The 22,128-nt window shown below is 44.8% G+C and carries 23 protein-coding genes; 12 read left to right on the forward strand and 11 right to left on the reverse strand.

What is annotated here, in order from left to right:
* Positions 1 to 18: 18 nt before the first annotated feature.
* Entirely contained in the window at positions 19 to 189 is a 171-nt protein-coding gene (locus QUB24_RS04915) for a YqaE/Pmp3 family membrane protein (protein ID WP_333151223.1), read from the forward strand.
* A gap of 214 nt (positions 190 to 403) precedes the next feature.
* On the opposite strand, the gene QUB24_RS04920 is transcribed toward QUB24_RS04915, so the two are convergent.
* On the reverse strand, positions 404 to 1,666 hold the full coding sequence (locus QUB24_RS04920) for a lipid-A-disaccharide synthase (protein WP_333151225.1): 1,263 nt from the start codon (positions 1,664 to 1,666) through the stop codon (positions 404 to 406).
* A gap of 36 nt (positions 1,667 to 1,702) precedes the next feature.
* Between QUB24_RS04920 and QUB24_RS04925 the strand changes: the two genes are divergently transcribed.
* Complete coding sequence (locus QUB24_RS04925; RefSeq protein WP_333151227.1) at positions 1,703 to 2,179, forward strand: ankyrin repeat domain-containing protein; 477 nt, start codon at positions 1,703 to 1,705, stop codon at positions 2,177 to 2,179.
* A gap of 104 nt (positions 2,180 to 2,283) precedes the next feature.
* Here the strand turns inward: QUB24_RS04925 and QUB24_RS04930 are convergent, their stop codons facing one another.
* The 4 genes from QUB24_RS04930 to QUB24_RS04945 form a co-directional block, all read right to left on the reverse strand.
* Positions 2,284 to 3,309, reverse strand: coding sequence for a calcium-binding protein (locus tag QUB24_RS04930; protein ID WP_333151229.1), 1,026 nt, complete (start codon positions 3,307 to 3,309; stop codon positions 2,284 to 2,286).
* 207 nt (positions 3,310 to 3,516) lie between these two features.
* Entirely contained in the window at positions 3,517 to 4,554 is a 1,038-nt protein-coding gene (locus QUB24_RS04935; protein WP_333151231.1) for a calcium-binding protein, read from the reverse strand.
* 206 nt (positions 4,555 to 4,760) lie between these two features.
* The gene (locus QUB24_RS04940; protein ID WP_333151234.1) at positions 4,761 to 5,780 is read right to left on the reverse strand and encodes a calcium-binding protein; all 1,020 of its coding nucleotides are present in this window, start codon (positions 5,778 to 5,780) and stop codon (positions 4,761 to 4,763) included.
* Positions 5,781 to 5,935: 155 nt separating this feature from the next.
* Positions 5,936 to 6,919, reverse strand: coding sequence for a calcium-binding protein (locus QUB24_RS04945; RefSeq protein WP_333151236.1), 984 nt, complete (start codon positions 6,917 to 6,919; stop codon positions 5,936 to 5,938).
* 530 nt (positions 6,920 to 7,449) lie between these two features.
* Here QUB24_RS04945 and QUB24_RS04950 point away from each other — a divergent pair.
* The 3 genes from QUB24_RS04950 (at position 7,450) to QUB24_RS04960 (ending at position 13,039) form a co-directional block, all read left to right on the forward strand.
* On the forward strand, positions 7,450 to 11,445 hold the full coding sequence (locus QUB24_RS04950) for a magnesium chelatase subunit H (protein WP_333151238.1): 3,996 nt from the start codon (positions 7,450 to 7,452) through the stop codon (positions 11,443 to 11,445).
* A 277-nt stretch (positions 11,446 to 11,722) separates the two neighbouring features.
* On the forward strand, positions 11,723 to 12,298 hold the full coding sequence (locus QUB24_RS04955) for a Uma2 family endonuclease (protein WP_333151240.1): 576 nt from the start codon (positions 11,723 to 11,725) through the stop codon (positions 12,296 to 12,298).
* A 93-nt stretch (positions 12,299 to 12,391) separates the two neighbouring features.
* Complete coding sequence (locus tag QUB24_RS04960; RefSeq protein ID WP_333151242.1) at positions 12,392 to 13,039, forward strand: Uma2 family endonuclease; 648 nt, start codon at positions 12,392 to 12,394, stop codon at positions 13,037 to 13,039.
* A 74-nt stretch (positions 13,040 to 13,113) separates the two neighbouring features.
* On the opposite strand, the gene QUB24_RS04965 is transcribed toward QUB24_RS04960, so the two are convergent.
* Positions 13,114 to 14,484 carry an ATP-binding protein gene (locus QUB24_RS04965; protein ID WP_333151244.1) on the reverse strand — a complete coding sequence of 457 codons (1,371 nt, stop codon included), beginning with the start codon at positions 14,482 to 14,484 and terminating at the stop codon, positions 13,114 to 13,116.
* A 197-nt stretch (positions 14,485 to 14,681) separates the two neighbouring features.
* Between QUB24_RS04965 and QUB24_RS04970 the strand changes: the two genes are divergently transcribed.
* From QUB24_RS04970 to QUB24_RS04985, 4 genes are all read left to right on the forward strand, one after another.
* Positions 14,682 to 15,014 carry a hypothetical protein gene (locus QUB24_RS04970; RefSeq protein WP_333151246.1) on the forward strand — a complete coding sequence of 111 codons (333 nt, stop codon included), beginning with the start codon at positions 14,682 to 14,684 and terminating at the stop codon, positions 15,012 to 15,014.
* A 137-nt stretch (positions 15,015 to 15,151) separates the two neighbouring features.
* The gene (locus tag QUB24_RS04975) at positions 15,152 to 15,334 is read left to right on the forward strand and encodes a hypothetical protein (protein ID WP_333151248.1); all 183 of its coding nucleotides are present in this window, start codon (positions 15,152 to 15,154) and stop codon (positions 15,332 to 15,334) included.
* Positions 15,335 to 15,344: 10 nt separating this feature from the next.
* Positions 15,345 to 15,506 (forward strand): hypothetical protein, encoded by a 162-nt coding sequence (locus tag QUB24_RS04980; RefSeq protein ID WP_333151250.1) that lies wholly within the window; start codon positions 15,345 to 15,347, stop codon positions 15,504 to 15,506.
* Position 15,507: 1 nt separating this feature from the next.
* Positions 15,508 to 16,416 carry a YqaE/Pmp3 family membrane protein gene (locus tag QUB24_RS04985; RefSeq protein ID WP_333151252.1) on the forward strand — a complete coding sequence of 303 codons (909 nt, stop codon included), beginning with the start codon at positions 15,508 to 15,510 and terminating at the stop codon, positions 16,414 to 16,416.
* A 48-nt stretch (positions 16,417 to 16,464) separates the two neighbouring features.
* On the opposite strand, the gene QUB24_RS04990 is transcribed toward QUB24_RS04985, so the two are convergent.
* From QUB24_RS04990 to QUB24_RS05010, 5 genes are all read right to left on the reverse strand, one after another.
* Positions 16,465 to 16,719: a ParE family toxin-like protein gene (locus tag QUB24_RS04990; RefSeq protein WP_333151254.1), complete on the reverse strand. Its 255-nt coding sequence runs from the start codon at positions 16,717 to 16,719 to the stop codon at positions 16,465 to 16,467.
* The gene (locus tag QUB24_RS04995) at positions 16,719 to 16,919 is read right to left on the reverse strand and encodes a hypothetical protein (protein WP_236508277.1); all 201 of its coding nucleotides are present in this window, start codon (positions 16,917 to 16,919) and stop codon (positions 16,719 to 16,721) included. Before QUB24_RS04995 ends, QUB24_RS04990 begins: the two co-directional genes overlap by 1 nt.
* 136 nt (positions 16,920 to 17,055) lie before the next feature.
* Positions 17,056 to 17,352: a type II toxin-antitoxin system RelE/ParE family toxin gene (locus QUB24_RS05000; protein WP_333151257.1), complete on the reverse strand. Its 297-nt coding sequence runs from the start codon at positions 17,350 to 17,352 to the stop codon at positions 17,056 to 17,058.
* The gene (locus tag QUB24_RS05005; protein ID WP_333151259.1) at positions 17,327 to 17,557 is read right to left on the reverse strand and encodes a hypothetical protein; all 231 of its coding nucleotides are present in this window, start codon (positions 17,555 to 17,557) and stop codon (positions 17,327 to 17,329) included. The genes QUB24_RS05000 and QUB24_RS05005 overlap by 26 nt, the downstream gene beginning before the upstream one ends.
* A gap of 125 nt (positions 17,558 to 17,682) precedes the next feature.
* Positions 17,683 to 18,861: a glycosyltransferase family 2 protein gene (locus tag QUB24_RS05010; RefSeq protein ID WP_333151261.1), complete on the reverse strand. Its 1,179-nt coding sequence runs from the start codon at positions 18,859 to 18,861 to the stop codon at positions 17,683 to 17,685.
* A 160-nt stretch (positions 18,862 to 19,021) separates the two neighbouring features.
* Here QUB24_RS05010 and QUB24_RS05015 point away from each other — a divergent pair, with 160 nt between their 5' ends.
* From QUB24_RS05015 to glcD, 3 genes are all read left to right on the forward strand, one after another.
* The gene (locus QUB24_RS05015) at positions 19,022 to 19,414 is read left to right on the forward strand and encodes a transporter (RefSeq protein WP_333151263.1); all 393 of its coding nucleotides are present in this window, start codon (positions 19,022 to 19,024) and stop codon (positions 19,412 to 19,414) included.
* Positions 19,415 to 19,613: 199 nt separating this feature from the next.
* Entirely contained in the window at positions 19,614 to 20,498 is an 885-nt protein-coding gene (locus QUB24_RS05020) for a DUF6671 family protein (protein WP_333151264.1), read from the forward strand.
* A 69-nt stretch (positions 20,499 to 20,567) separates the two neighbouring features.
* On the forward strand, positions 20,568 to 22,043 hold the full coding sequence (gene glcD, locus QUB24_RS05025; protein ID WP_333151266.1) for a glycolate oxidase subunit GlcD: 1,476 nt from the start codon (positions 20,568 to 20,570) through the stop codon (positions 22,041 to 22,043).
* Positions 22,044 to 22,128: the final 85 nt, after the last annotated feature.

The following is a 22,128-nucleotide window of genomic DNA, read 5'->3' on the forward strand; positions in this document are numbered from 1 at the left end:
TCGTTGGGATTAACTGAGATGAGCAATTTAATTCGCATAGTCGCTGCAATTTTTGTTCCCCCTCTGGGCGTATTTATGACTGTCGGCATGGGCAGAGATTTTTGGATCAACCTGGTTCTAAGCTGTTTTTTCTTGTTTCCGGGTACGATCCACGCTGTTTGGGTGATTGCTAAGCACGATCGAGGTTAAGTTCCTGTAGGGGCGGGTTCACCAGCAATAATTGCCAAAAACCGACAATCTCAAAAACCCGCCCCCACCCAACTAATAGCCTGTATCAACCTTTATTTATAAAATACTGGAATAATGCAGATTGAGATTTACCGTTGGGCGGGGGCGGGTTTATTTAGATTATGAATTACAGTCAGAGATTGTTGGTGAACCCGCCCCTACGAGGTTTTATTGATTATTGCACCTCAATTTCTTCACAAACCAATTCAGCAATTTTTTTCGCCGCCCCCGATTCTCCTCGAACCGCACGCAAACGATCGCCCATCTGTGCTAATTTATCAGGATGGCTCAAATAGTCGATCGCCAATTGAGCAATTACTTCCGGTTCCAGCTTCCCAATCAACTCCGGCACAATCTCCTCCTGTGCCCAAATATTCGGCCAAGCATAAAGCTTTCCCTTTCCCAATTGCCAGATTAGCCAATTAATCCCCGTCGCAAAAACTGAACCGACTAACGGCAAATTTGCCAGCAATCCCGGCAATCCGTCCCAAGCTTTCATCGCATCCAATTGCTGCGTCGGAATCAAAACAATCATCGGTACAGCTAACGAACCCAATTCGGCAGTATTCGCTCCCACAGTAGTTAAACACAGGCTGCATTCTGATAGCAAATCGTAGGCGGGCGTCTGCGTCCAAAGTTCTACTTGCAACTTATTTGCTGTCTCCAAAAACGGCGGTTCTGTTAAATGAAGTTCGGCGCTGGCGTTCTCAAATAAATGCAGGCAAGGATTTTGTTCCGGGTCGGCAAAACGTGCTAAAGTTTCTAGATCTATAGTGGGAGCAACGGGAATTACAAAACGAGTTTCAGGGCGGAGGCGGTGGATGGATTGGGCGATCGACAAACATAACGGTACACCTAAAGCTAATTTAGCCGCTTTAGAACCGGGCAACAATCCAATTAATTCTATTTTCCGTAGGGGCGGTGCCCCCGTGCCCGCCCTGCCCGATTTCCCGTTCCCTACTTCGGCGATCAAATCTCCAACAACTGTAAATTTATTAGCATATTTTTCGGGAATTTTAGCAAAAACTTCAGGTTTCATCGCCGCAAATTTATCAATCCAGCGATACCACCGCGCGTCCCATTCAGCATAAATAACAGTGCGATATTTTAGCCTTTTGCCAATCACAACTGTAAAAAATTGATCGCCGCCTAAAAACAAAACAACTCCTGTTTCATACCAATCCCAATTTCCAGCAGTTTTGCCAGATAATAGGAAAGGAAAAAAATGCTCCGGTGCTTGCACTCTGTCAACTTCTGGGTAGGAACAAGCGATTTGTGCTTCTTTCCCGGTGGCGTGCGGACAGGGGGACAGCACCACAGAGATGCGGGCTTGAGTGCCCGCGTTTGCCAATTGCTCGCGCAAAGCTTGCACGGCGGGACGCACCCAAGTTGCCAATTCTCCGGGGCCGTTGGAGAGGATTAAAATATCTACTGCCATAGGATTTAAGATTTGAAAGGATGCAAGGGAGATTTTATGACAGATTTAATTAATGCCGTCAAGACGGGTGATGTTGCGGCTGTAGAAAGTGCGATCAAACAGCGTGCAGATATCAATGCCAAGGATGAGGAAGGTGCGACGGCTTTGACGACTGCGGCTGAGGCTGGCAATTCGGCGATCGTCAAAAAATTGCTGGCGGCAGGTGCGGGGCCCAACAGTCAGGATAATGACGGGTGGACGCCGTTAATGAGTGCCGCTGCTGCCGGACATACGGAGATTGTACAGCTTTTGCTGGAGGCGGGGGCGGATGTGAATGCTAAAACTAATTTTGGTTTGACGGCTTTGATGAGTGCGGCAGGTAGCGGGCGCACTCAAGTTGTGGAATTTTTAATCGATAAAGGAGCTGATATCAAAGCGTATGATAATAATACTTGGACTGCGTTAATTTGGGCGTCTTCGGAAGGTCACAAAGATACGGTTGAGGTTTTGAAGCTAGCGCGCGATCGGCATTAAAGACTTAGAAACCGGGTTTATTCGATAAACCCGGTTTCTGGAGGGTACAATTAATTATCGCACCGACAGCAGACCAATACCAATCCCGAATAGCTGCGATATTTCTATCCAAGTAAAAGTGTCCCAAAAGAAGATTCTGGTAATAAATTCAACTTGAGATTTCCGCCACCTTCAATAACAGCAAGTGTGTCAAAGCTACTGGTAACTCCATTTCTACGGACGTAAACCCCGTTCGTTTGGATGGCTAAATCTTGATTATTGTTGATGGGAAACACCAAGAAGTTATCTAAAAAACGAGAGGGAACCAGGATTTGATCCTGACCTTGGGTAAAGTTCCGAATTGTAGCAAAACCTGGCCCGATGTAGAACGGTTGGATTACAATCCCGCTTATGCCCGCCGAAAAAGTGTAGGCGAGCATGAATGTATCGCGACCGGTACCGCCAATGAGAGTATCGAATTCATTGCTGCCGTCACTCTCCGCCCCGAAGATTGTCGATCGTTCTCCTACTTTAACTCCAAATAATTCGACCTTCCCTATCCCTTCACCAGTGACGATATCATTGCCGGAAGTTCCGACAAAAGTCGCAGAGCGGCTAGGCTCGTTTTTCCCAAAATTGAAGTAGTGTTCGCGACCAGTTTTCAAGGCTCCAGAGTTGACAAAGGGCACAATATCGGGGTTTGCCCATAAGTATGCCGATTCAAAGAAAGAAGTACCAAACCGACCGTCTCTGATTCCGAATTGAATGAAGTGCTGGTAGCCATTTTTAAAAGTTCCATTCTGAATAAAAGGCAGTAAATCTTGGTTATTTGCTATGTAAAACGCTTCGTCATAATTTGGCGATACGCGCGATCGACCTTCTTCGTAACCGTATTGGATAAAGTGGTCTAGGCCCGTCGCAAAAGGTGCATTTGGGTTGTTGGGGGTGCGGATAAAGGGTGTGATGTCTGGATTGCCGGCAAGGTAAGTAGCTTCGTCAAAGTAACGCGATACTTTGGTCAGGCCGTCGGCTTGACCGAACTTTTCAAAGTGTTCTCTTCCAGATTTGATGATTCCTGCATCAATGGCTGGTTTCACCCAAGGATATTGCGCCAGGTAGTACGGTTCGTCAAAAATGTCATAATTTGTCATAATTATTTCTCCAAGCTTAGTCTGCTTACTTGTCGGTTAAACTTGACCCACTATAACTAACTCTACTGCCTCAGTATGTCAAGTTAATTATTGTTAAGCCTGTTTGATTATTTTTAGGGCAAACACAAAAGTGCGATCGCCCATTTTGCGAATGTGCGATCGTACCGACAACAGCAATCAGGCAAATCCTGAATATCTTCAAAATTTCTACTCAAGTGAAAGGATATTAAGAAAAATATTTACTTGTGAGTAGATTATATTCAAACTGAGATTTCCGCCACCTTCAATAACAGCGATTGTGTCAAACAGACCGCTGCCAGATACACCGACTTGGCGAGTTTGGATAGCTAAATCTCGGTTATTGTTGATGGAAGACAACAATAATCGATCTGATAATTGATCTAAGGGAATTCCTTTTAGCAGAATATTATCCTGACCTTGGGTAAAATTCCGAATAGTGGCAAAACCTGGCCCGATGTAGAACTGTGTACTTGTGGCCAATGTCCTACCCATTGAAATGCCTTGGAGAGCGAATGTATCGCGGCCGCTACCGCCAATGAGAGTATCGAATTCATTGTTGCCATAACTTTCATAACCGTAGCTGAAGTTGCTTTGTAAACCGACTTCAATTCCAATTAATGAGACATTCCCCACACCGAAACCAGTGACGATATCATTGCCCGGAGTTCCGACAAAAGTCGCAGAGCGACTAGGCTCAAATTGCCCAAAATTAAAGTAGTGTTCCCTACCTGTTTTCAAAGCTCCAGAGTTGACAAACGGTAGAATATCGGGGTTGTCCCTTAAGTATTCTGATTCAAAAAATGAAGTACCAAAACGGTCTTGTTTTGCCCCGAATTGAATGAAGTGCTGGTAGCCATTTTTAAAGGTTCCATTCTGAATAAACGGCACCAGATCTTCGTTAGTTGCTACATAAAACGCTTCGTCATAGTCAGGCGATACTTGGGTACGACCCTGTTCGTAGCCAAACTGAATAAAGTGATCGAGGCCAGACGCAAAAGGCGCGTTTGGATTGTTTGGGGTGCGAACCAGAGGAGCAATATCTGGATTTTGAGCTAGATAGGTTTCTTCGTCAAAGTACCGCGATACTTGGGTGAGACCGGCGGCTTGACCGAACTTTTCAAAGTGTTCTCTCCCAGATTTTATAACTCCTGCATCAATAGCCGGTTTCACCCAAGGATATTGCGCCAGGTAGTATGGTTCGTCAAAAATGTCATAATTAGTCATAATTTTGGCTCCAAGCTTAGTCTGCTTACTTGTCGATTAAACTTGACCCACTATAAATAACTCTACGAACTCACTATGTCAAGTTAATTATTATTAAGCCTGTGTTATTATTTTTAGGGAAAAGACAAAAGTGCGATCGCACATTCGCAAAATGGGCGATCGCACCGACAGCATCCCAAAGAAAATTCTGAATAGCTGCGAGATTTCTACCCAAGGAAAGATCTAATAACACTAGATCCTGGTAATAAATTTAAATTGAGATTGCCGCCACCTTCAACAACAGCAATTGTGTCAAAGCGACTGGCTATGAAAACTCCATTTTCAACGACTGGAAAGCCATTCGTTTGGATAGCTAAATCTCGATTATTGTTGATTGGAAACACCAATAATTGATCTAAGGGAATCCCTATCTGGATGATATCCTGACCTTGAGTAAAGTCCTCAATTGTAGCAAAACCTGGGCCGATGTAGAACTGTCTGGATGAGAGGGTTCCTCCCCTGAAGCCAACAATGTCACCGAGCACGAATTTATCGCGGCCGCTACCGCCAGTGAGAGTATCGAATTCATTGCTGCCGTCACTTTCATAATTTCGGGGGCCGGGATAGGTAAAACCTACTTCAACTCCAATTAATTCGACCTTCCCTACCCCTATACCAGTGAGGATGTCATTACCGGAAGTTCCGACAAAAGTTGCCTCGCGGCTTGGCTCGAATTGCCCAAACTTAAAGTAATGTTCCCGACCAGTTTTCAAGATTCCAGCGCTAATAGCATCAAACACATTAACGAAGTATTCTGGCTCAAGAAAAGAAGTTCCTAGACGACCTTCTTGTACTCCGAATTGAATGAAATGCTGGTAACCATTTTGAAAAAAATTCTGCTGAATAAACGGCAGCAAATCTCGGTTAGTTGCTACATAAAACGCTTCGTCGTAATCAGGCGATACTCGCGTGCGTCCTTCTTCGTAACCGTATTGGATAAAGTGGTCTAAGCCTGTAGCAAAAGGCGCATTTGGATTGTTGGGAGTACGGACAAAGGGTGCGATATCTGGATTTCCCTCAAGGTAAGTATCTTCGTCAAAATACCGCGATATTTTTGTGAGGCCGGCGGCTTGACCAAATTTTTCAAAGTGTTCTCTTCCAGATTTGATGATTCCTGCATCTATGGCTGGTTTCAGCCACGGATATTGCGAAAGGTAGTATTGTTCGTCGAAGATATCGTAATTCATATTTTGCTGTTTAAAGAATGTAAAGTGCGATCGTACTTTTTTATAGAACCATCGCCCACCACCAATAAAAAATCATTAATCATCAGCATTAGCTAATGACTAATAACTAATGACTAATGACTAATGACTAAGGACTAATGACCAAAGACCAATGACTAACCAATCAAGAAAGTACCATTACCGTTAGATTCTTGGAAAGTTAAACCCAAGGTTGCTCCTCCTTCAATCACGCCGAGCACATCTCCAAAACGCTGGATTGACAAATTATTGCCAATGGGAGTCAGGCTGTAGCCGTTTAAAGAAGTTCCTTGCAGTTGGATAAAATCGCTTTCTATGTCGAAGTTGCGAATCGTAGCTTGACCGTTACCTAAATATAGCGGTGTCGGGGTGACATTCCCGGCTGTAGTAGGAACTCCGAGTACGAATGTATTAGTTCCTGGGGCACCAATCAAGACATCGAATTCATTGGTGCCAAAGCTTTCATACTGCCGATTGCCGTTGCGATCAATACCTACTTCCACTCCCACAAGTTCGACATCGCCCACGCCAACACCAGTTAAAACATCGTTGGTACGGGTGCCGACAAAAGTCGCGTCGCGGGCAGGCTCAAATTGTCCAAAATTGAAGAAGTGTTCCCTGCCGGTTCTCAAGTTTCCAGAGTTGACAAACGGCACGATGTCGGGGTTTTCTTTTAAGTATTCCGGTTCAAAAAATGAAGTCCCAAACCGACCTTCTTTGGCCCCGAATTGAATGAAATGGTCGAAGCCTGATTTGAAAGTTCCGTTTTGAATAAACGGTTGAAGTTCCGAGTTGTTTGCTAAATAAAAGCTTTCGTTGTATTCTGGTGATACTTGAGTGCGGCGCTGTCCTTCATCGTAACCGAACTGGATAAAGTGATCGAGGCCTGTAGCAAAAGGTGCGTTTGGGTTGACGGTGCGGACGAAAGGTGCGAGGTCTGGATTCCCAGCAAGGTAAGCATTTTCGTCAAAATAACGCGATACTTTAGTTAGACCGCCTTCTCGCCCGAATTTTTCAAAGTGTTCTCTCCCAGATGAGATGACTCCTGCGTCAATGGCTGGTTTGACCCAAGGATATGAGGCGAGGTAGAATTGTTCGTCGAAAATTGCGTAGTTAGCCATGTTTTCCCCCTAAAGTTTTGATGAGTTTGAGAGTTGATAGCAATTAGCTTTCCATGAACTCGATCGCCGATCAGGAATTTACACAAAACAGACGTTATGAAAGGGTTTTAAATTACTGGGAACATATCTATTTTGCGAACTCAGCAATTATCTAAGGCTCGATTCTGCCGAATTTATGCTTTTTTTTCCTCAGTTAATTGAGCGATCGCAAGTTCGATCTATTCTACAAAACGTGGCACTTTTTTCAGGATTTTTTTCTCAATTGTTGGTTAATTTTTAATTATTTTTATCCTACTAATTAATCCTATACACATTAAAACTATAATGTCAAGTAAACTTTGGTAAATAAAAAATGGAGTATTTGCTCAAGGAATTTATAAAAAAATGTAACGAAAAGTTGACCTAAATTTGTCGAATTGTGTCATGTGCAGGCTCAAATCGCCTAATGGCAAGCGTTTTCTGGTAAAAATGCTTATGGGATAAAAAAATTCCCGATTCCCGAAAACAGCATCTTAAAGGAGCCTAACCGGATGTTCACTCACGTCAAGCCCACCATTCGCCACGTTGTGCCGGAAAACTTGCAGGGGCGATCGCTAATGAAGGTGGTCTATGTCGTACTGGAACCGCAGTATCAAAGCGCCCTGTCGGCAGCGGTTCGATCGATAAACAAGAAAAATCCGAATTTGGCAATAGAAATCAGCGGCTACCTGATCGAGGAACTCCGCAGCCCGGAAAATTACGAGGCCTTCAAGCGGGATGTGGCGGATGCCAATGTATTTATTGCTTCTCTAATATTCATCGAAGATTTGGCGGAAAAAGTCGTAGCGGCGGTGGAACCGCTGCGCGACAGCTTGGATGTCGCCGTCGTCTTCCCGTCGATGCCAGGGGTGATGCGGCTAAATAAAATGGGCAGTTTCTCGATGGCACAGTTGGGACAAAGCAAAAGTGCGATCGGCGAATTCATGAAAAAACGGAAGGAAAAATCCGGGAGTTCCTTCCAAGACGGAATGCTGAAACTGCTGCAAACTTTGCCGAAAGTGCTGAAATATTTGCCCATTGACAAAGCCCAAGATGCGCGCAACTTCATGCTGAGTTTCCAGTATTGGCTGGGAGGTTCCCAAGAAAACTTGGAAAACTTCTTGCTGATGCTGTCACATAAATATGTCTTCAAAGGCCAGGAACAGCTAACTTTTCAAGAGCCCGTTGTCTACCCGGATATGGGAATTTGGCATCCTTTGGCACCGTCGATGTTTGAGGATGTAAAAGGATACCTCACCTGGTACAACGCCCGCAAAGATATTTCGGCAGACCTCAAAGACCCCCTCGCACCTTGCATCGGCTTGGTGTTGCAGCGGACTCACTTAGTCACCGGAGATGACGCGCACTATGTAGCAATGGTGCAGGAATTGGAGGCAATGGGGGCGCGGGTGGTGCCGATTTTTGCCGGCGGTTTGGACTTCTCGAAACCAGTCGAAACTTTTTTCTTGGAAGTTGGGACCAAAGGTGTTGCACCGCTGCCGATCGTTGATGCGGTGGTTTCTCTGACTGGTTTTGCTTTGGTGGGTGGCCCGGCGAAACAAGATCACCCGAAGGCGATCGAGACTTTGAAAAAGCTAAACTGCCCTTACATGGTGGCTTTGCCGCTGGTTTTCCAAACGACGGAAGAGTGGGAAAATAGCGATTTAGGCTTGCACCCGATTCAAGTTGCTTTGCAAATTGCCATTCCCGAGTTGGATGGCGCGATCGAACCGATTATTTTGTCGGGACGTGATGGCGCAACTGGCAAGGCGATCGCCCTACAAGATAGAATCGAAGCAATTTCCCAGCGCGCTATGAAGTGGGCAATGCTGCGCCGCAAACCAAAATTAGATAAAAAAGTTGCGATCACAGTTTTCAGTTTCCCGCCGGACAAAGGCAACGTCGGAACAGCCGCTTATTTGGACGTTTTCGGCTCGATTTACCAAGTATTGAAAGCCTTAAAAGGCAACGGTTACGACTTGCCAGAATTGCCGGATTCCGCCGAAAAACTGATGCAAGAAGTCATCCACGACGCAACAGCCCAATACCAAAGTCCCGAATTAAATGTTGCTTACCGGATGTCCGTAGCTGAATACGAAGAATTCACTCCTTACTCGGAACGCTTGCAAGAAAATTGGGGCCCGCCTCCGGGACATTTGAACAGCGACGGACAAAATTTGCTGATTTTTGGCAAACATTTCGGCAATGTGTTTATCGGCGTGCAACCTACTTTTGGATACGAAGGCGATCCGATGCGGTTGTTATTCTCTCGTTCCGCCAGCCCGCACCACGGTTTTGCTGCTTACTATACATATTTGGAGCGCATTTGGGGTGCGGATGCGGTGCTGCACTTTGGCACTCACGGTTCGCTAGAATTCATGCCAGGTAAGCAGATGGGAATGTCTGGGGAATGTTATCCCGACAGTTTGATCGGCAAAATTCCCAATATCTATTATTACGCCGCCAACAATCCCAGCGAGGCAACAATTGCCAAGCGCCGCAGTTATGCTGAAACAATCAGTTATCTGACTCCTCCGGCTGAAAATGCTGGTTTGTACAAAGGTTTGCAGGAACTCAGCGAGTTAATTGCTTCTTATCAAACTTTGAAAGAGACTGGGCGCGGTGTGCCGATTGTGGATGCGATCGTCGAAAAATGCCGTTTGGTGAATTTAGACAAAGATATCGCCCTACCTCCGGAACAAGAAAGAGGGGTTGCTGCGGGAATGACTGCGGAGGAACGGGACAATTTAGTTGGCTTGGTTTACCGCAAGTTGATGGAAATTGAGTCGCGGTTGTTACCTTGCGGTTTGCACGTTATCGGTAAGCCGCCGACTGCTGAAGAGGCGATCGCAACTTTGGTAAATATCGCCAATTTAGACCGCGAAGAAGACGGGCTGATCAGCTTGCCACGGATTATTGCTAACAGTCTCGGACGCGATATCGGCGAAATTTACACCAACAGCGACAAAGGCATTTTAACTGATGTTGAATTGCTGCAAAACATCACCTTGGCCTGTCGGGATGCCGTTGGCGCTTTGGTGAAGGAACAAACCGACGCTGAGGGTAGAGTTTCCCTTGTTTCTAAGTTGAATTTCTTCAACATGGGCAAGAAAACACCTTGGGTTGAAGCTTTGCACGCCGCAGGTTACAAAAAAATCGATCCAGAACCGATTAAACCGCTGTTTGAGTATCTGGAATTCTGCTTGCAGCAAGTTTGTGCCGACAACGAATTAGGCGCTTTGTTGCGCGCGTTAGAAGGCGAGTATGTTCTGCCCGGCCCCGGTGGCGATCCGATTCGCAACCCGGATGTTTTGCCGACTGGCAAGAATATGCACGCTTTGGACCCGCAGTCAATCCCTACAACGGGGGCGGTTAAGTCTGCTAAGCTTGTAGTCGATCGGCTGTTAGAAAGACAGCGCGTTGATAACGGCGGAAATTACCCAGAGACGATCGCCGTTGTGTTGTGGGGAACCGACAACATCAAGACTTACGGCGAATCCCTCGCCCAAGTAATGTGGATGGTGGGAGTGAAGCCAGTTCCCGACGCTTTGGGCCGGGTAAACAAACTCGAATTGCTTTCTTTAGAAGAGTTGGGACGCCCTCGGATCGACGTAGTAATTAACTGTTCCGGCGTATTCCGCGACTTGTTCATCAACCAAATGAATTTGTTAGATAAAGCCGTGAAAATGGCAGCGGAAGCCGACGAACCATTAGAGATGAACTTCGTCCGCAAACACGCCTTGAAGCAAGCCGAAGAAATGGGAATCAACCTGCGACAAGCAGCAACCCGCGTATTTTCCAATGCCTCTGGTTCCTATTCATCTAACGTCAACTTAGCGGTAGAAAACAGCACTTGGGAAAGCGAAGCCGAGTTGCAGGAAATGTACTTAACCCGCAAATCCTTCGCCTTTTCTTCCGACAATCCCGGAACAATGGAACAAGACAGGCAGATTTTTGAATCATCCTTAAAAACTGCTGAAGTAACATTCCAAAACTTGGATTCTGCCGAGATTTCCCTAACCGACGTGTCGCACTATTTTGACTCCGATCCGACTAAATTAATCGGCAGTTTGCGCGCAGATGGCAAGAAACCAACATCCTTTGTTGCTGATACCACAACAGCCAACGCGCAGGTACGGACGCTATCAGAAACCGTGCGTTTAGATTCGCGGACTAAGCTGCTGAATCCGAAGTGGTATGAGGGGATGTTATCGCACGGTTATGAAGGCGTGCGGGAGATTTCTAAGCGTCTGGTGAATACGACTGGATGGAGTGCGACTGCGGGCGCGGTGGATAATTGGGTGTATGAGGATGTGAACGGTACGTTTATCCAAGATGAGGAGATGCAGAAGCGTTTGCTGAATCTGAATCCTCATTCTTTCCGCAAGATTGTGAGCACTTTGCTTGAGGTGAATGGCCGGGGTTATTGGGAGACTTCGGAGAGTAATTTGGATCGCTTGCGTGAACTTTATCAGGAGGTGGAAGACCGGATTGAGGGGGTAGAATAAGCATCCGAATTTCGGACAATCGCCTTTAATCTGTAGGGACACAGCAATGCTGTGTCCTTATATTTTTGGGATGGTTTTGATGAATGGGAGTGCGATCGCCCTTAAGACCCAATACGGTTCAGTTAACGCTCTCCGACAAATTTAGTCTCATGGTTTTATGGGACATATAGGTATCTTTTGGATATCAAATTGTTCTTAACTGAACCGTATTGCCTCAAGACTCACTCAATATGCTACGATCGTTACTAAAGGTCGTTTAGCCACAAAAAATACCGCTATGACTGCCATCACCATCAACCTCAACCCGATTATTGAGCTGACAGACGATCAATTTTTCGATCTCTGTCAAAAAAATAAAAATATTAGATTTGAGCGTACAGCTAAGGGAGAATTAATTATCATGTCACCAGCAGGAGGAGAAACTAGCAGCAGCAATGCAGGATTAACGGCACAGCTTTGGATTTGGAATAACCAAAGTAGACTGGGTAAAGTTTTTGATTCTTCTGGCGGTTTCAAACTTCCTAATGGGGCCGATCGCTCTCCTGACGCTTCTTGGGTAAAATTAGAACGCTGGAATGCACTAACTCCTGAACAACAAAAGAAATTTCCCCCCATTTGTCCTGATTTTGTCGTTGAGTTAATGTCTCCCAGCGATAGTTTGAAAGAAACTCAGGATAAGATGAAAGAGTATCGAGATAATGGTGCAGGTTTGGGTTTGTTAATTAATCGCAAATCGCGGCAAGTAGAAATTTACCGTCTGAATCAAGAAGTTGAAGTGCTAGAATCTCCAGCCACTGTATCCGGTGAAGATGTTCTCCCCGGATTTATTTTGAATCTTGAATCAATCTGGTAATGTACGCGCGTGCGAAGCTATCCCGCAGGGAATCGCACCTGTCCAATGTTCAATACAGTAAAATAGAGTTAAAGTTCTCGTGGAGTATTTGCAATGGTTCAAACCCTGACCTACAGTAAAGAAGAGCTTGCAGGTTCTCACCTGGTTTTACATGATATCAGTTGGGAAACCTACGAACACTTGTTAGAAATATTTGCGGAACGTTCAACGCCGCGCATGACTTACTACCAAGGAACTTTGGAACTTATTGTACCTTTACCAGAACATGAAAGGTATAGCTGGACTCTCGGTCGGCTAATTGTAGCACTTTCTGAGGAAATTGGGATTGAAATTATCGGATTAAAATCATCTACTTGGCGTTCGGAACCGAAAAAAGCTGGCAACGAAGCTGATGAATGTTTTTATATTCAAAATGAAGCTTTAATGCGGGGTAAATTAACAATCGATCTCAAAAATGACCCGCCACCAGACTTAGCTGTGGAAATTGATTGGACTAGCTCATCTATTAATAAAATGGCGGTTTATGCGGACTTAAAAGTGCCGGAGGTTTGGATTTGGAAGCAGGGGAAACTAATAATTAACATTTTAAATGATACGGGTTATATCGAGTCGGAAACCAGTTTGGCATTTGCCTCGTTTCCTGTCAAAGAGCTCGCACAGTTTATGCACCTAGACTCAGAAAAGGGAGAGAATGCGAGAATTAGAGAGTTTCGGGAATGGGTGCGATCGCACTTAAATTAAATCCGGGTTTGTTCCCCCCTTTATCACTCGGCGGTTGAAACCGCTTCTACACAAACAAAGTCCGCCTACGCGGACTAAGAATACTGAGTTTTTACATACTGTTTCATCACAGGATTCAAACTAAACAAAGTTATCTGTTCCTCTTCTACAGCATCCAATAAAAAGCGATTTCCAAGAGTTCGCACTGCATTGACTATTTCTGACGGCGAAAACGGTATTTTGTTGAAAATTTGCGACACAGCAACGGGTTCAGGTTGATTAGCTAGGTGAATCATCACTGCCAATTCTGCCGCAGTCAAACGCGCAAAAGGTTGAGATAACTGAGATTGCAACCCTTCATCTAAAATCGGCATCTCGCACTGCAAAAACTCAGAAACTCTCCCCCCAAACAACTCTTGAATCAGCGTTGCAGTCAACTCCAACCACAGAGGATTGCCTTGATAAATATCAATCAAAGTTGACCATGTTTCCTGATCGGATAACTTTTGTGAGTTCAAAATTTCTTTAGCTGCGACTCCTAAACTTCCCAATACAAAACATCGCACGGGATGATACTCTTTTGATAATCGGGCAATTTCTCTGGGTTTTTCCCAACTATTCAATATCAAACAACTTTGATGACAAACTTCGGCAATTAGTTTAAAAAATAACTGATAATCTTCATATCCAGTTTTATATTGTCCTGCGACTTGTCCGCTGCTAAAAAGCATTTGCACGTCATCTAGGACAATCAGACATCGGTATTTTCGCAGGTAATCGAGGATTTGGGCAATTTTGGTTTCGATGTTTTGGGGAATTTCTGATTGTTGGGAGAAGATTTGCAGCAGGTTGGTGAGGGTTGCATCGAGGGTTGGGGAAAAGCGGAGGCTGCGATAGATGACGTAATCGAATTGGGTTTTTATGCGATCGATCAGGCTTAGGGAGAGGGTTGTTTTGCCGATGCCGCTGATTCCTAGGAGGGCGATGAGGCGAGTGCGATCGCCCGTTATCCAGTTTTCGAGGGTGGAGAGTTCAGAAGTGCGATCGAAAAAGGTGAAGATTTCGGGTGCGTCGCCTAAATCTATGTGGAGTTGTTTGGGAGTTTGTTGGGGGTTTTGGGGTTCTGTTGGACTTCTCGCCCTTTCTTGACAAATATTGACGTTATTAACTGTTACATCTCCTTTAACGGTAGCCGATGAAAAATTGTTAAACTCTACCTTTTCTATTCTTGCTCTAAAATTTCTTTTAGTAATATCTTCTCCCAATCCCTTTGAGAGTATTTGCCATAATTCCGAACCGATATCTCTGGTATGGCCTTCACTGGAATGAGTCGCTTCAGCAATTTCTGGATATGTCCGACCTTGGAATGTCCCTTCAAGGATAGCTTTTTGCAGATAGTCTATATGTTCTCCCGTCTTCGCGAAGATGAGCTCGTCCGCGAGTTTTAAGACTTCTGCGATGTCCATAGGTCAGTCGTGTGCTGCGATTTGTCGTATTATATCCGATCTTTCCGACATTTCCGACATGATTCCGACATTTCCGACATGATTCCGACATTTGCGATCGGGCTGTCTGGGAAAAGTCCCGACATTTCCGATATTGCCAAACTCATCCTTGTACTATACTTAATATCAAGTCAGTATTATTAATAAGGAAAAAGTCGATGGCTGATTGGCCTGATAATGCTCAAAAAATTGGTAATGATTGCTACTACAAAGTGGATAGAAGTGGAACTCAGATTCTACTGGGCAAAACTGAAGATGATATTGACCGGAATTATAGTGGTTCAAAAAACCATGTTCACTATTACAAAGAAAATGGGAGTTGGTATGTTAGAACTACGGAGGGAAGTGTACGCCAAGAAATATACGCAAAATATGGTGGTTCTAGGAGGGAAGATGACACAAGAGCAGGCTACGGAAACAGTCTGTATGGAACTACAGGTGCATCCGTTGATGAAGGAGTTAGTAGTTGGTTGGACTCATTACTGGATTAATTGTGATTAGAAAAGTGGCGATAGCCCACATTTACAAGAAAAGTTAAATGTTAGGCGATCGCTTCAGGAAACCTGCTAATTAGAGTTCAGTTAATACTGAGATTGAGTTGAATCTTATAAAAATCAAGGGAGTAGTTATGGCTAGAAAACACATGGGTACAGTTAAAACGCCGACAGATTCTTCTTACGATTATTATTGGGACGAGGATACTGGCGAAGTATATGTTGGAAATGAATCTGCTGGTAAAGCCTCATCTGCTGAGGAAGCTTGGCGTAAAGCGAATTTCTACGCAACTACGCTTCAGAAATGGAAGGATTGATTGAGAAAAGTTGCGATCGCCCACATTTACAGGAAAAGTTAAAGGTTGGGCGATCGCTCCCTCGAATCTACCATGCGGTAATGCAAAGGATGCGGAGGGTGCAGGGGGCGATCGCTTCATTTACTTTAACTATAAAAAAGCCATGAGTAGAGTTTTAAAAGGAACTATTTAACATGAATAATTCGGATGAAAGTGAAGAATTACGTATCAGGGCAAAGTTACATATTCAAAGTCAAAATTACGAAGCAGCCATTGAAGACTGCAACCGATTATTGCAACTAACCCCTAATGACTCCCAAGTTTACTGGTACAGACAAATTGCATGGCAAAAGTTGGGAAATAATCAAGAAGCTCTTAAAGATTGCAATGAATTTTTGAAACTTCAACCTAATTCTGCTCAAGGGTATTCATTTCGTGCATCCTTATTTGAGATTACAGGTAACTTACAGAGGGCACTAGATGATTGCAATCAAGCTTTATCTATTAATAATAGTGACGTGAATGAGATAGCATACACTTTGAGAGGCGATATTTATATTAAGTTAAAAAACTATCAGGCAGCGCTTCAAGATTTTAACCAAAGCATTCGTTTAGACCCAGAAGATATTAAAATCCACCAAAGAAGAGGCTGTTGTCACAAAGACCTCGAAAATTACCATGAAGCAATTATCGACTTTACAGAGGTAATTCGCAGAGATCGTAATTACTATAGAGCTTACTATGGACGAGGTGGAGCTTATATGTCATTAGATGATATGAAAAGCGCAGCTTCAGACTTCGATACAGCAGCTAGATTATCCCAGGCTCAGGGAGATACTAAGGCATCCCAGGAGGCTATGATGTGGGCTAACATACTGAGGAATGCGGAAGGAAGTAGTGACAGCAGTATCAGTGATAATAAGCAAAGACCCGTTCAGATTAGCCACGTAGTCGCTGCGATTTTTTTCCCCCCATTGGGCGTATATTTGACGGTTGGGCTTGGCACTCAGTTTTGGATAAACCTAGTGCTCACATTCGCTTTTACATGGATTCCCGGAGTGATCCACGCTCTTTGGCTGATGTTTAATCACGATAGAAGTTAAGCAGTGGGGAAATACGATCGCCCTTATTTCCCCAAAGTACGATCGCCCTTATTTTCCTATCAGCCGATCGTACTCTGCGTGCGTACCAATCCAAAACCACAAAATACCTGTTTCAATTTCTACACCCAACGCCCGATAAGCTTGTCCGGCCCTTACAGACCAATAATTACCAACCTTCTTAAAATGCAGAGAAGGATGAGACGGATCTGCCTTCAGCAACTCATAACACTGATCTGCTGTAGCTTGTACATTTGATGGCAAAGCATTGTAACAATCCCAAAACTTGCGAGTAGTATAGTGCATCAAATTGCTCGATAGTTACCACTCTCAAAATCTGCGATCGCCTCTGCTGCTAAAGCATCCAGTTTCCCCTCAGCAATATCTTTCTCTAACTGAACATCCCATCGTTGGTAATCCAAATTTAGAAACCACTCTAACAACTCTCCAATCTTGTTGGGCGGAAGTTGGAGAATCGCATTTTCTATCTGTTCAATAGTCAACATAGGCCATCTTAACTTACACTAAATTTCGTTGATTTTTTTGCTTGTTATTTATTATATCTCAATTCTGGATTCGGGGAAAAGCGATCGCCCTTATTTCCCCAAAGTGCGATCGCCCTTATCTTCCCTGCATTGCGCCCTAATACACTTCTCGACGATGAGCAATAATAGTCACAACCACCCGTTTTTGCTCATCATCAATGCAATAAACAACCCGATAATCTCCAACGCGATAGCGATAGTATCCAGCTAAATCACCTTTTAGTTGCTTAATATTTGGATGACTGCGAGGGTCAGTTTTCAACATCTCAAAACATCGATCTAGCTTGCGCTGCAAAGAAGCTGATGCTGCTTCAAAAAACTCCTGAGCATCCAAGCTAAGAACGACTGAATCAAACTTTAGATTTTCATCAGTATTTTCGTTTGAGTTGCTCAACGGTCGTCACCTTACCTGCTGCTACATCCTTTTGGGCTTTATTAAATGCTTCAACAAAACCGGGAATTTTTAATAATTCTATCGTAGCTTCATTGCTTTCACGTTCTGATAAATAAGCTAAAAAATCAGCAGCAACGAGCAGCCGTTCAGGAGATAAGCTATCTATGGATTGCTTGAGGTTCTCGCGAAGTTCTTGAGTTTTCATAGTTCATAGCTATTGAAAATTATTAGAGCTACCTGCTCCATCATACCAGATAGTCTGAAATTGCGATCGTGCGATCGCCCTTTTATTCCTATAGTGTCTGAAGCGAACCTATCCCAGAGCTCGCCCTACCTACGCTTCAACCCCAGCACGCTGAGAAAAAAGCTCGACAAAACCATCTGCAAACCCACAGTCAGGCAAGTAAGCGAGGGAATAACCAAACGCAGAGTTTTAGAAGGATCGAGAGTACCGAAAGCAGTTTCGCTCCAGATAGTTAATGACAAGAACGAGCCAACTATTCCGATTAATATCAGCGTGACTCCGACAATCAATCCTGTCTCTAGCGTGACATAGCGAAATATTTTGTTTAGTTTGGGGTCTTCGGGCAGGAATTTCTCGCTGATGGCGAAAACTTTGGTGAAGAAAGCGAAAGTTACTGCTTGAAAACCGATGATAATTGCGATCGCCCCATAAAGCAGCGTGTGCACATCAAAGTTGATACTTCCCACCTTTCTGCTGCCCGGTAACAGCCAAACCACGATAATTACACCCAAAATCATCAGCGCAGTACCGGGATACAGAAACAGCCACCGGGGACTGTAAAGCAGCAAAAATCGCAGGTGCCGCCAGCCATCTCGCCAAGTTCGCAAGTGCGGCGGGCGCGAGCGGCCGTCGGGAGAAAGTACCGTTGGGACTTCAGCAATCCGCAACTTGTACAGAGAAGCTTTCACCACCATTTCGCTAGCAAATTCCATCCCCGTTGTTTGCAAGTCGAGTTTCAAAATTGAGTCTCTCCTAAAACCCCTGAGTCCGCAGTGAAAGTCGCCGGCTGGACTTGAGAAGAATAGCCGCCCAACCCATGTCAGCACCGGATTTCCTAAATATTTGTGCAGCGGCGGCATCGCCCCCGGTTTGATGCCGCCTTGAAAGCGGTTTCCCATCGCTAAATCGCAGCCTCCCCGCAATTTTTCGACAAAGGCGCCGAGGTTGGAAAAGTCGTAGCTGTCGTCAGCATCGCCCATGATAATATAGACTCCGCGCGCTGCGATGATGCCTCCCATCAGGGCGCTGCCGTAGCCTTTGGCTGCCACGGGCACGACTCTCGCTCCCATTCTGGTAGCGATATCTTGAGAACCGTCAGTGCTGCCGTTGTCTGCTATGATGACCTCGCCGGCAATATTAAGGTCGCGCAGGGACTTCTGTGCTTTCTCGATGCAGATTTCTAAAGTTTCTGCTTCGTTGAGGCAGGGCATGAGTATCGAAAGTTCGAGAGTGTATTCCCGGCTGGTGTTGCTTTGCTCTGCCATATGTTTATTCCACTGTTGCTGGCGATCGACAATAGTTGCATTTCCAGTATGTATGTTTAAAATATTGATCTAGAACAAAACTCAATAAAACTTAATTACCATTGTTAATGGTAGTTTTTGTATCTGCCACTTTCGCGCTGTAGTATAAGTTGGTGAACTAATGAATAGAAGCGTTTTTATGTTATTGCTTGCTGCAATCTTGTGCGGCGTCGCAGGTCAATTCAGCCTGAAGGCAGGAGCTAAAATATTAGGGCCCATTGGCGCTGCTAATTTAATAGAAAAAATTCTAGCAATGGCTACTCAGCCGTTGATAGTAGGCGGTCTTTCTTTGTATGCAATTTCTTCGATCGGCTTTATTGTAGTTTTGTCGCGGGCAAACCTTAGCATAGTCTCGCCTTTACTGTCAATTAGTTACCTGTTTACTGTTTTAGGCGGCAAACTTATATTTCACGAGCCTTTGCCGCCGCTGCGGTTGGTAGGCGTGGGGCTAATTATGACAGGAGTAATTTTTGTACTCAGAGGTCAAGTTGGGGGAGTGAGTGGAGGCAACTAATACGATTTTAGATTTTAGATTTTAGATTTTAGATTGACGATTGAAGATTGAAGAATTTTAAATTAAGTCCACAGGTGAATATCATGAATATTTAACTGTGGTCTAAAATTTTTACTCGGAAGTTAAGTCAGGGTTTCTATCGGTTGTGGGGCGGTGAAAAGGGTGTATGTGAGTTTTTTTCCTAAAATGATGCTGCTGTATGTCTAATATTTCTGAGCCTGTGAATCCCAATCAATTATTGAGCGATCGCACCGCAGTTATTGCTACCATGCACCAAAAAGAACGGGTGATGGCTCCCATTTTGAAACGAGAATTGGGTGTAAATATCCTAGTACCTGCGGCGCTTGATACTGACGCATTCGGCACCTTCACCAGAGAAGTTAAACGCTTAGGAACACAAATAGAAGCGGCTCGCCATAAAGCACAAAAAGCCCTAGAAATTGCAGGCGAAACTCTTGCCTTTGCCAGCGAAGGTTTTTTCGGCCCTCACCCAATGATGCCCTATCTGCCAGCTAACCGAGAAATAGTAATTTTATTAGATCGAGCCAACAATCTAGAACTAATCGGCGACTCTTTCTCCGTTGAAACTAACTACAGTCACCAGTTAGTTTCCAGTATAGAAGAAGCAGATGATTTTGCTAAAAAATCTGGATTTCCCGATCACGCACTGGTGGTTATAGTTGGCGATGCTGCACTCGGTAACGGCGAAATTGTCAAGGGCATTAGGACAGAAAAACTATTTTTTGACGCTGTTACAGCAGGCTTAAAAAAATCGTCAACCGGCCGAGTTCACATCGAAACAGATATGCGGGCGATGTACAATCCAACTCGGATGAAAAACATCGAAAATGCAACTCTCGATTTAGTTAAAAAATTCAAGCAATTCTGCCCGGAGTGCGGTTGGCCGGGATTCGATATTGCTGAGACGAAAATCGGATTGCCCTGCGAACTTTGCTATTTTCCGACTCAGCTAGTGCGATCGGCAATCTATAAATGCAAAAACTGCGGTTATACTAAAGAAAAACTATTTCCCGACGGTCGAGAGACTGCCGATCCTTCCCTGTGTCAATATTGCAACCCTTAGAAAAATAATTGCCTAAACTTAGTAAAATTTGCAACAATATTATTGATAGTTCCCTAATAAAAATCACTAATGATAGCCGTAGAAACAGAACGCAACTGGAAACCCGTTATTAAAGAATTCGAGGCTGTAGTTGGCAAAAATGGCGTCGTACAGCGCCGCGAAGAATTGATTGTCTACGAGTGTGACGGACTCGCCAGCTACCGCCAGCGCCCCGCCGTGGTGGTATTGCCTCGAACTACCGAGGAAGTGGCGCAAGTGGTCAAAATATGCGATCGCAACTCAATTCCCTGGGTGGCTAGAGGCGCAGGCACCGGCCTTTCCGGCGGCGCTTTGCCTGTAGAAAACTGCGTGCTGATTGTCACTGCCCTGATGCGAAAAATCCTGAAAGTAGACTTAGAAAATCAGCAAGTAGTCGTGCAACCGGGAGTAATTAATAACTGGGTAACGCAAGCAGTTAGCGGCGCCGGTTTCTACTACGCGCCAGATCCTTCCAGTCAAATTATTTGTTCGATTGGTGGCAACGTTGCCGAAAATTCTGGTGGCGTTCACTGCCTCAAATACGGAGTCACAACGAATCACGTTTTAGGATTAAAATTGGTACTTCCCGACGGTTCAATTGTCGATGTCGGTGGCGAAATTCCCGAAATGCCAGGTTACGATTTAACTGGTGTATTTGTCGGTTCCGAAGGCACTTTAGGAATCGCCACAGAAGTTACTTTGCGAATTCTCAAAGCGCCGGAATCTATTTGCGTTCTCCTAGCGGATTTTTCCAGTATAGAAGCAGCGGGCGAATCAGTTTCCGATATTATCAGCGCTGGTATTATTCCCGGCGGCATGGAAATTATGGATAACATCAGCATCAATGCTGTGGAAGATGTGGTGGCAACTGGATGTTATCCCCGCGATGCGGCGGCAATTCTCCTCGTAGAAATCGACGGTTTAGAAGTGGAAGTTGCCACAAACAAACAGCGGATTGCTGATATTTGCAAGCATAACGGAGCACGAAATATCACCACGGCAACTGACCCGGAAACGCGCCTTAAAATTTGGAAAGGCCGGAAAGCTGCTTTTGCGGCTGCGGGCCATCTCAGCCCGGATTATTACGTGCAAGACGGCGTAATTCCACGAACGCAAATGGCTTATGTTTTGAAAGAAATTGAGGGTTTAAGCGAGAAATACGGTTATCGGATTGCTAATGTATTTCACGCGGGAGATGGGAATTTGCACCCGCTGATTCTGTACGATAACTCGGTAAAAGGTGCGCTGGAAAAGGTGGAAGAATTGGGTGGGGAAATTCTCAGGCTTTGTGTGAAAGTTGGGGGAAGTCTTTCGGGGGAACACGGCATCGGTGCTGACAAGAAGTGTTTTATGCCGGATATGTTTTCGGAGGTTGATTTGGAGACGATGCAGTGGGTGCGTCAGGTGTTTAATCCGAAAGGTTTGGCGAATCCTGGGAAGATGTTTCCGACACCGAAGACTTGCGGGGAAGCGGCGAGGGCTAAGGTTGAAACTTTTAAGAAGTTGGAGGGTGCAGAGGTTTTTTAATTCGCTTTTTATGCGGGTAAGGTGAGCCGAAAAGTGCCCTATAATTCTCTTTACAATGGCGAGGCAGAGCCTCTAAGTATGCGTT

Source organism: Microcoleus sp. B9-D4 (genome assembly GCF_036705105.1).
Classification (GTDB): Bacteria; Cyanobacteriota; Cyanobacteriia; order Cyanobacteriales; family Microcoleaceae; genus Microcoleus.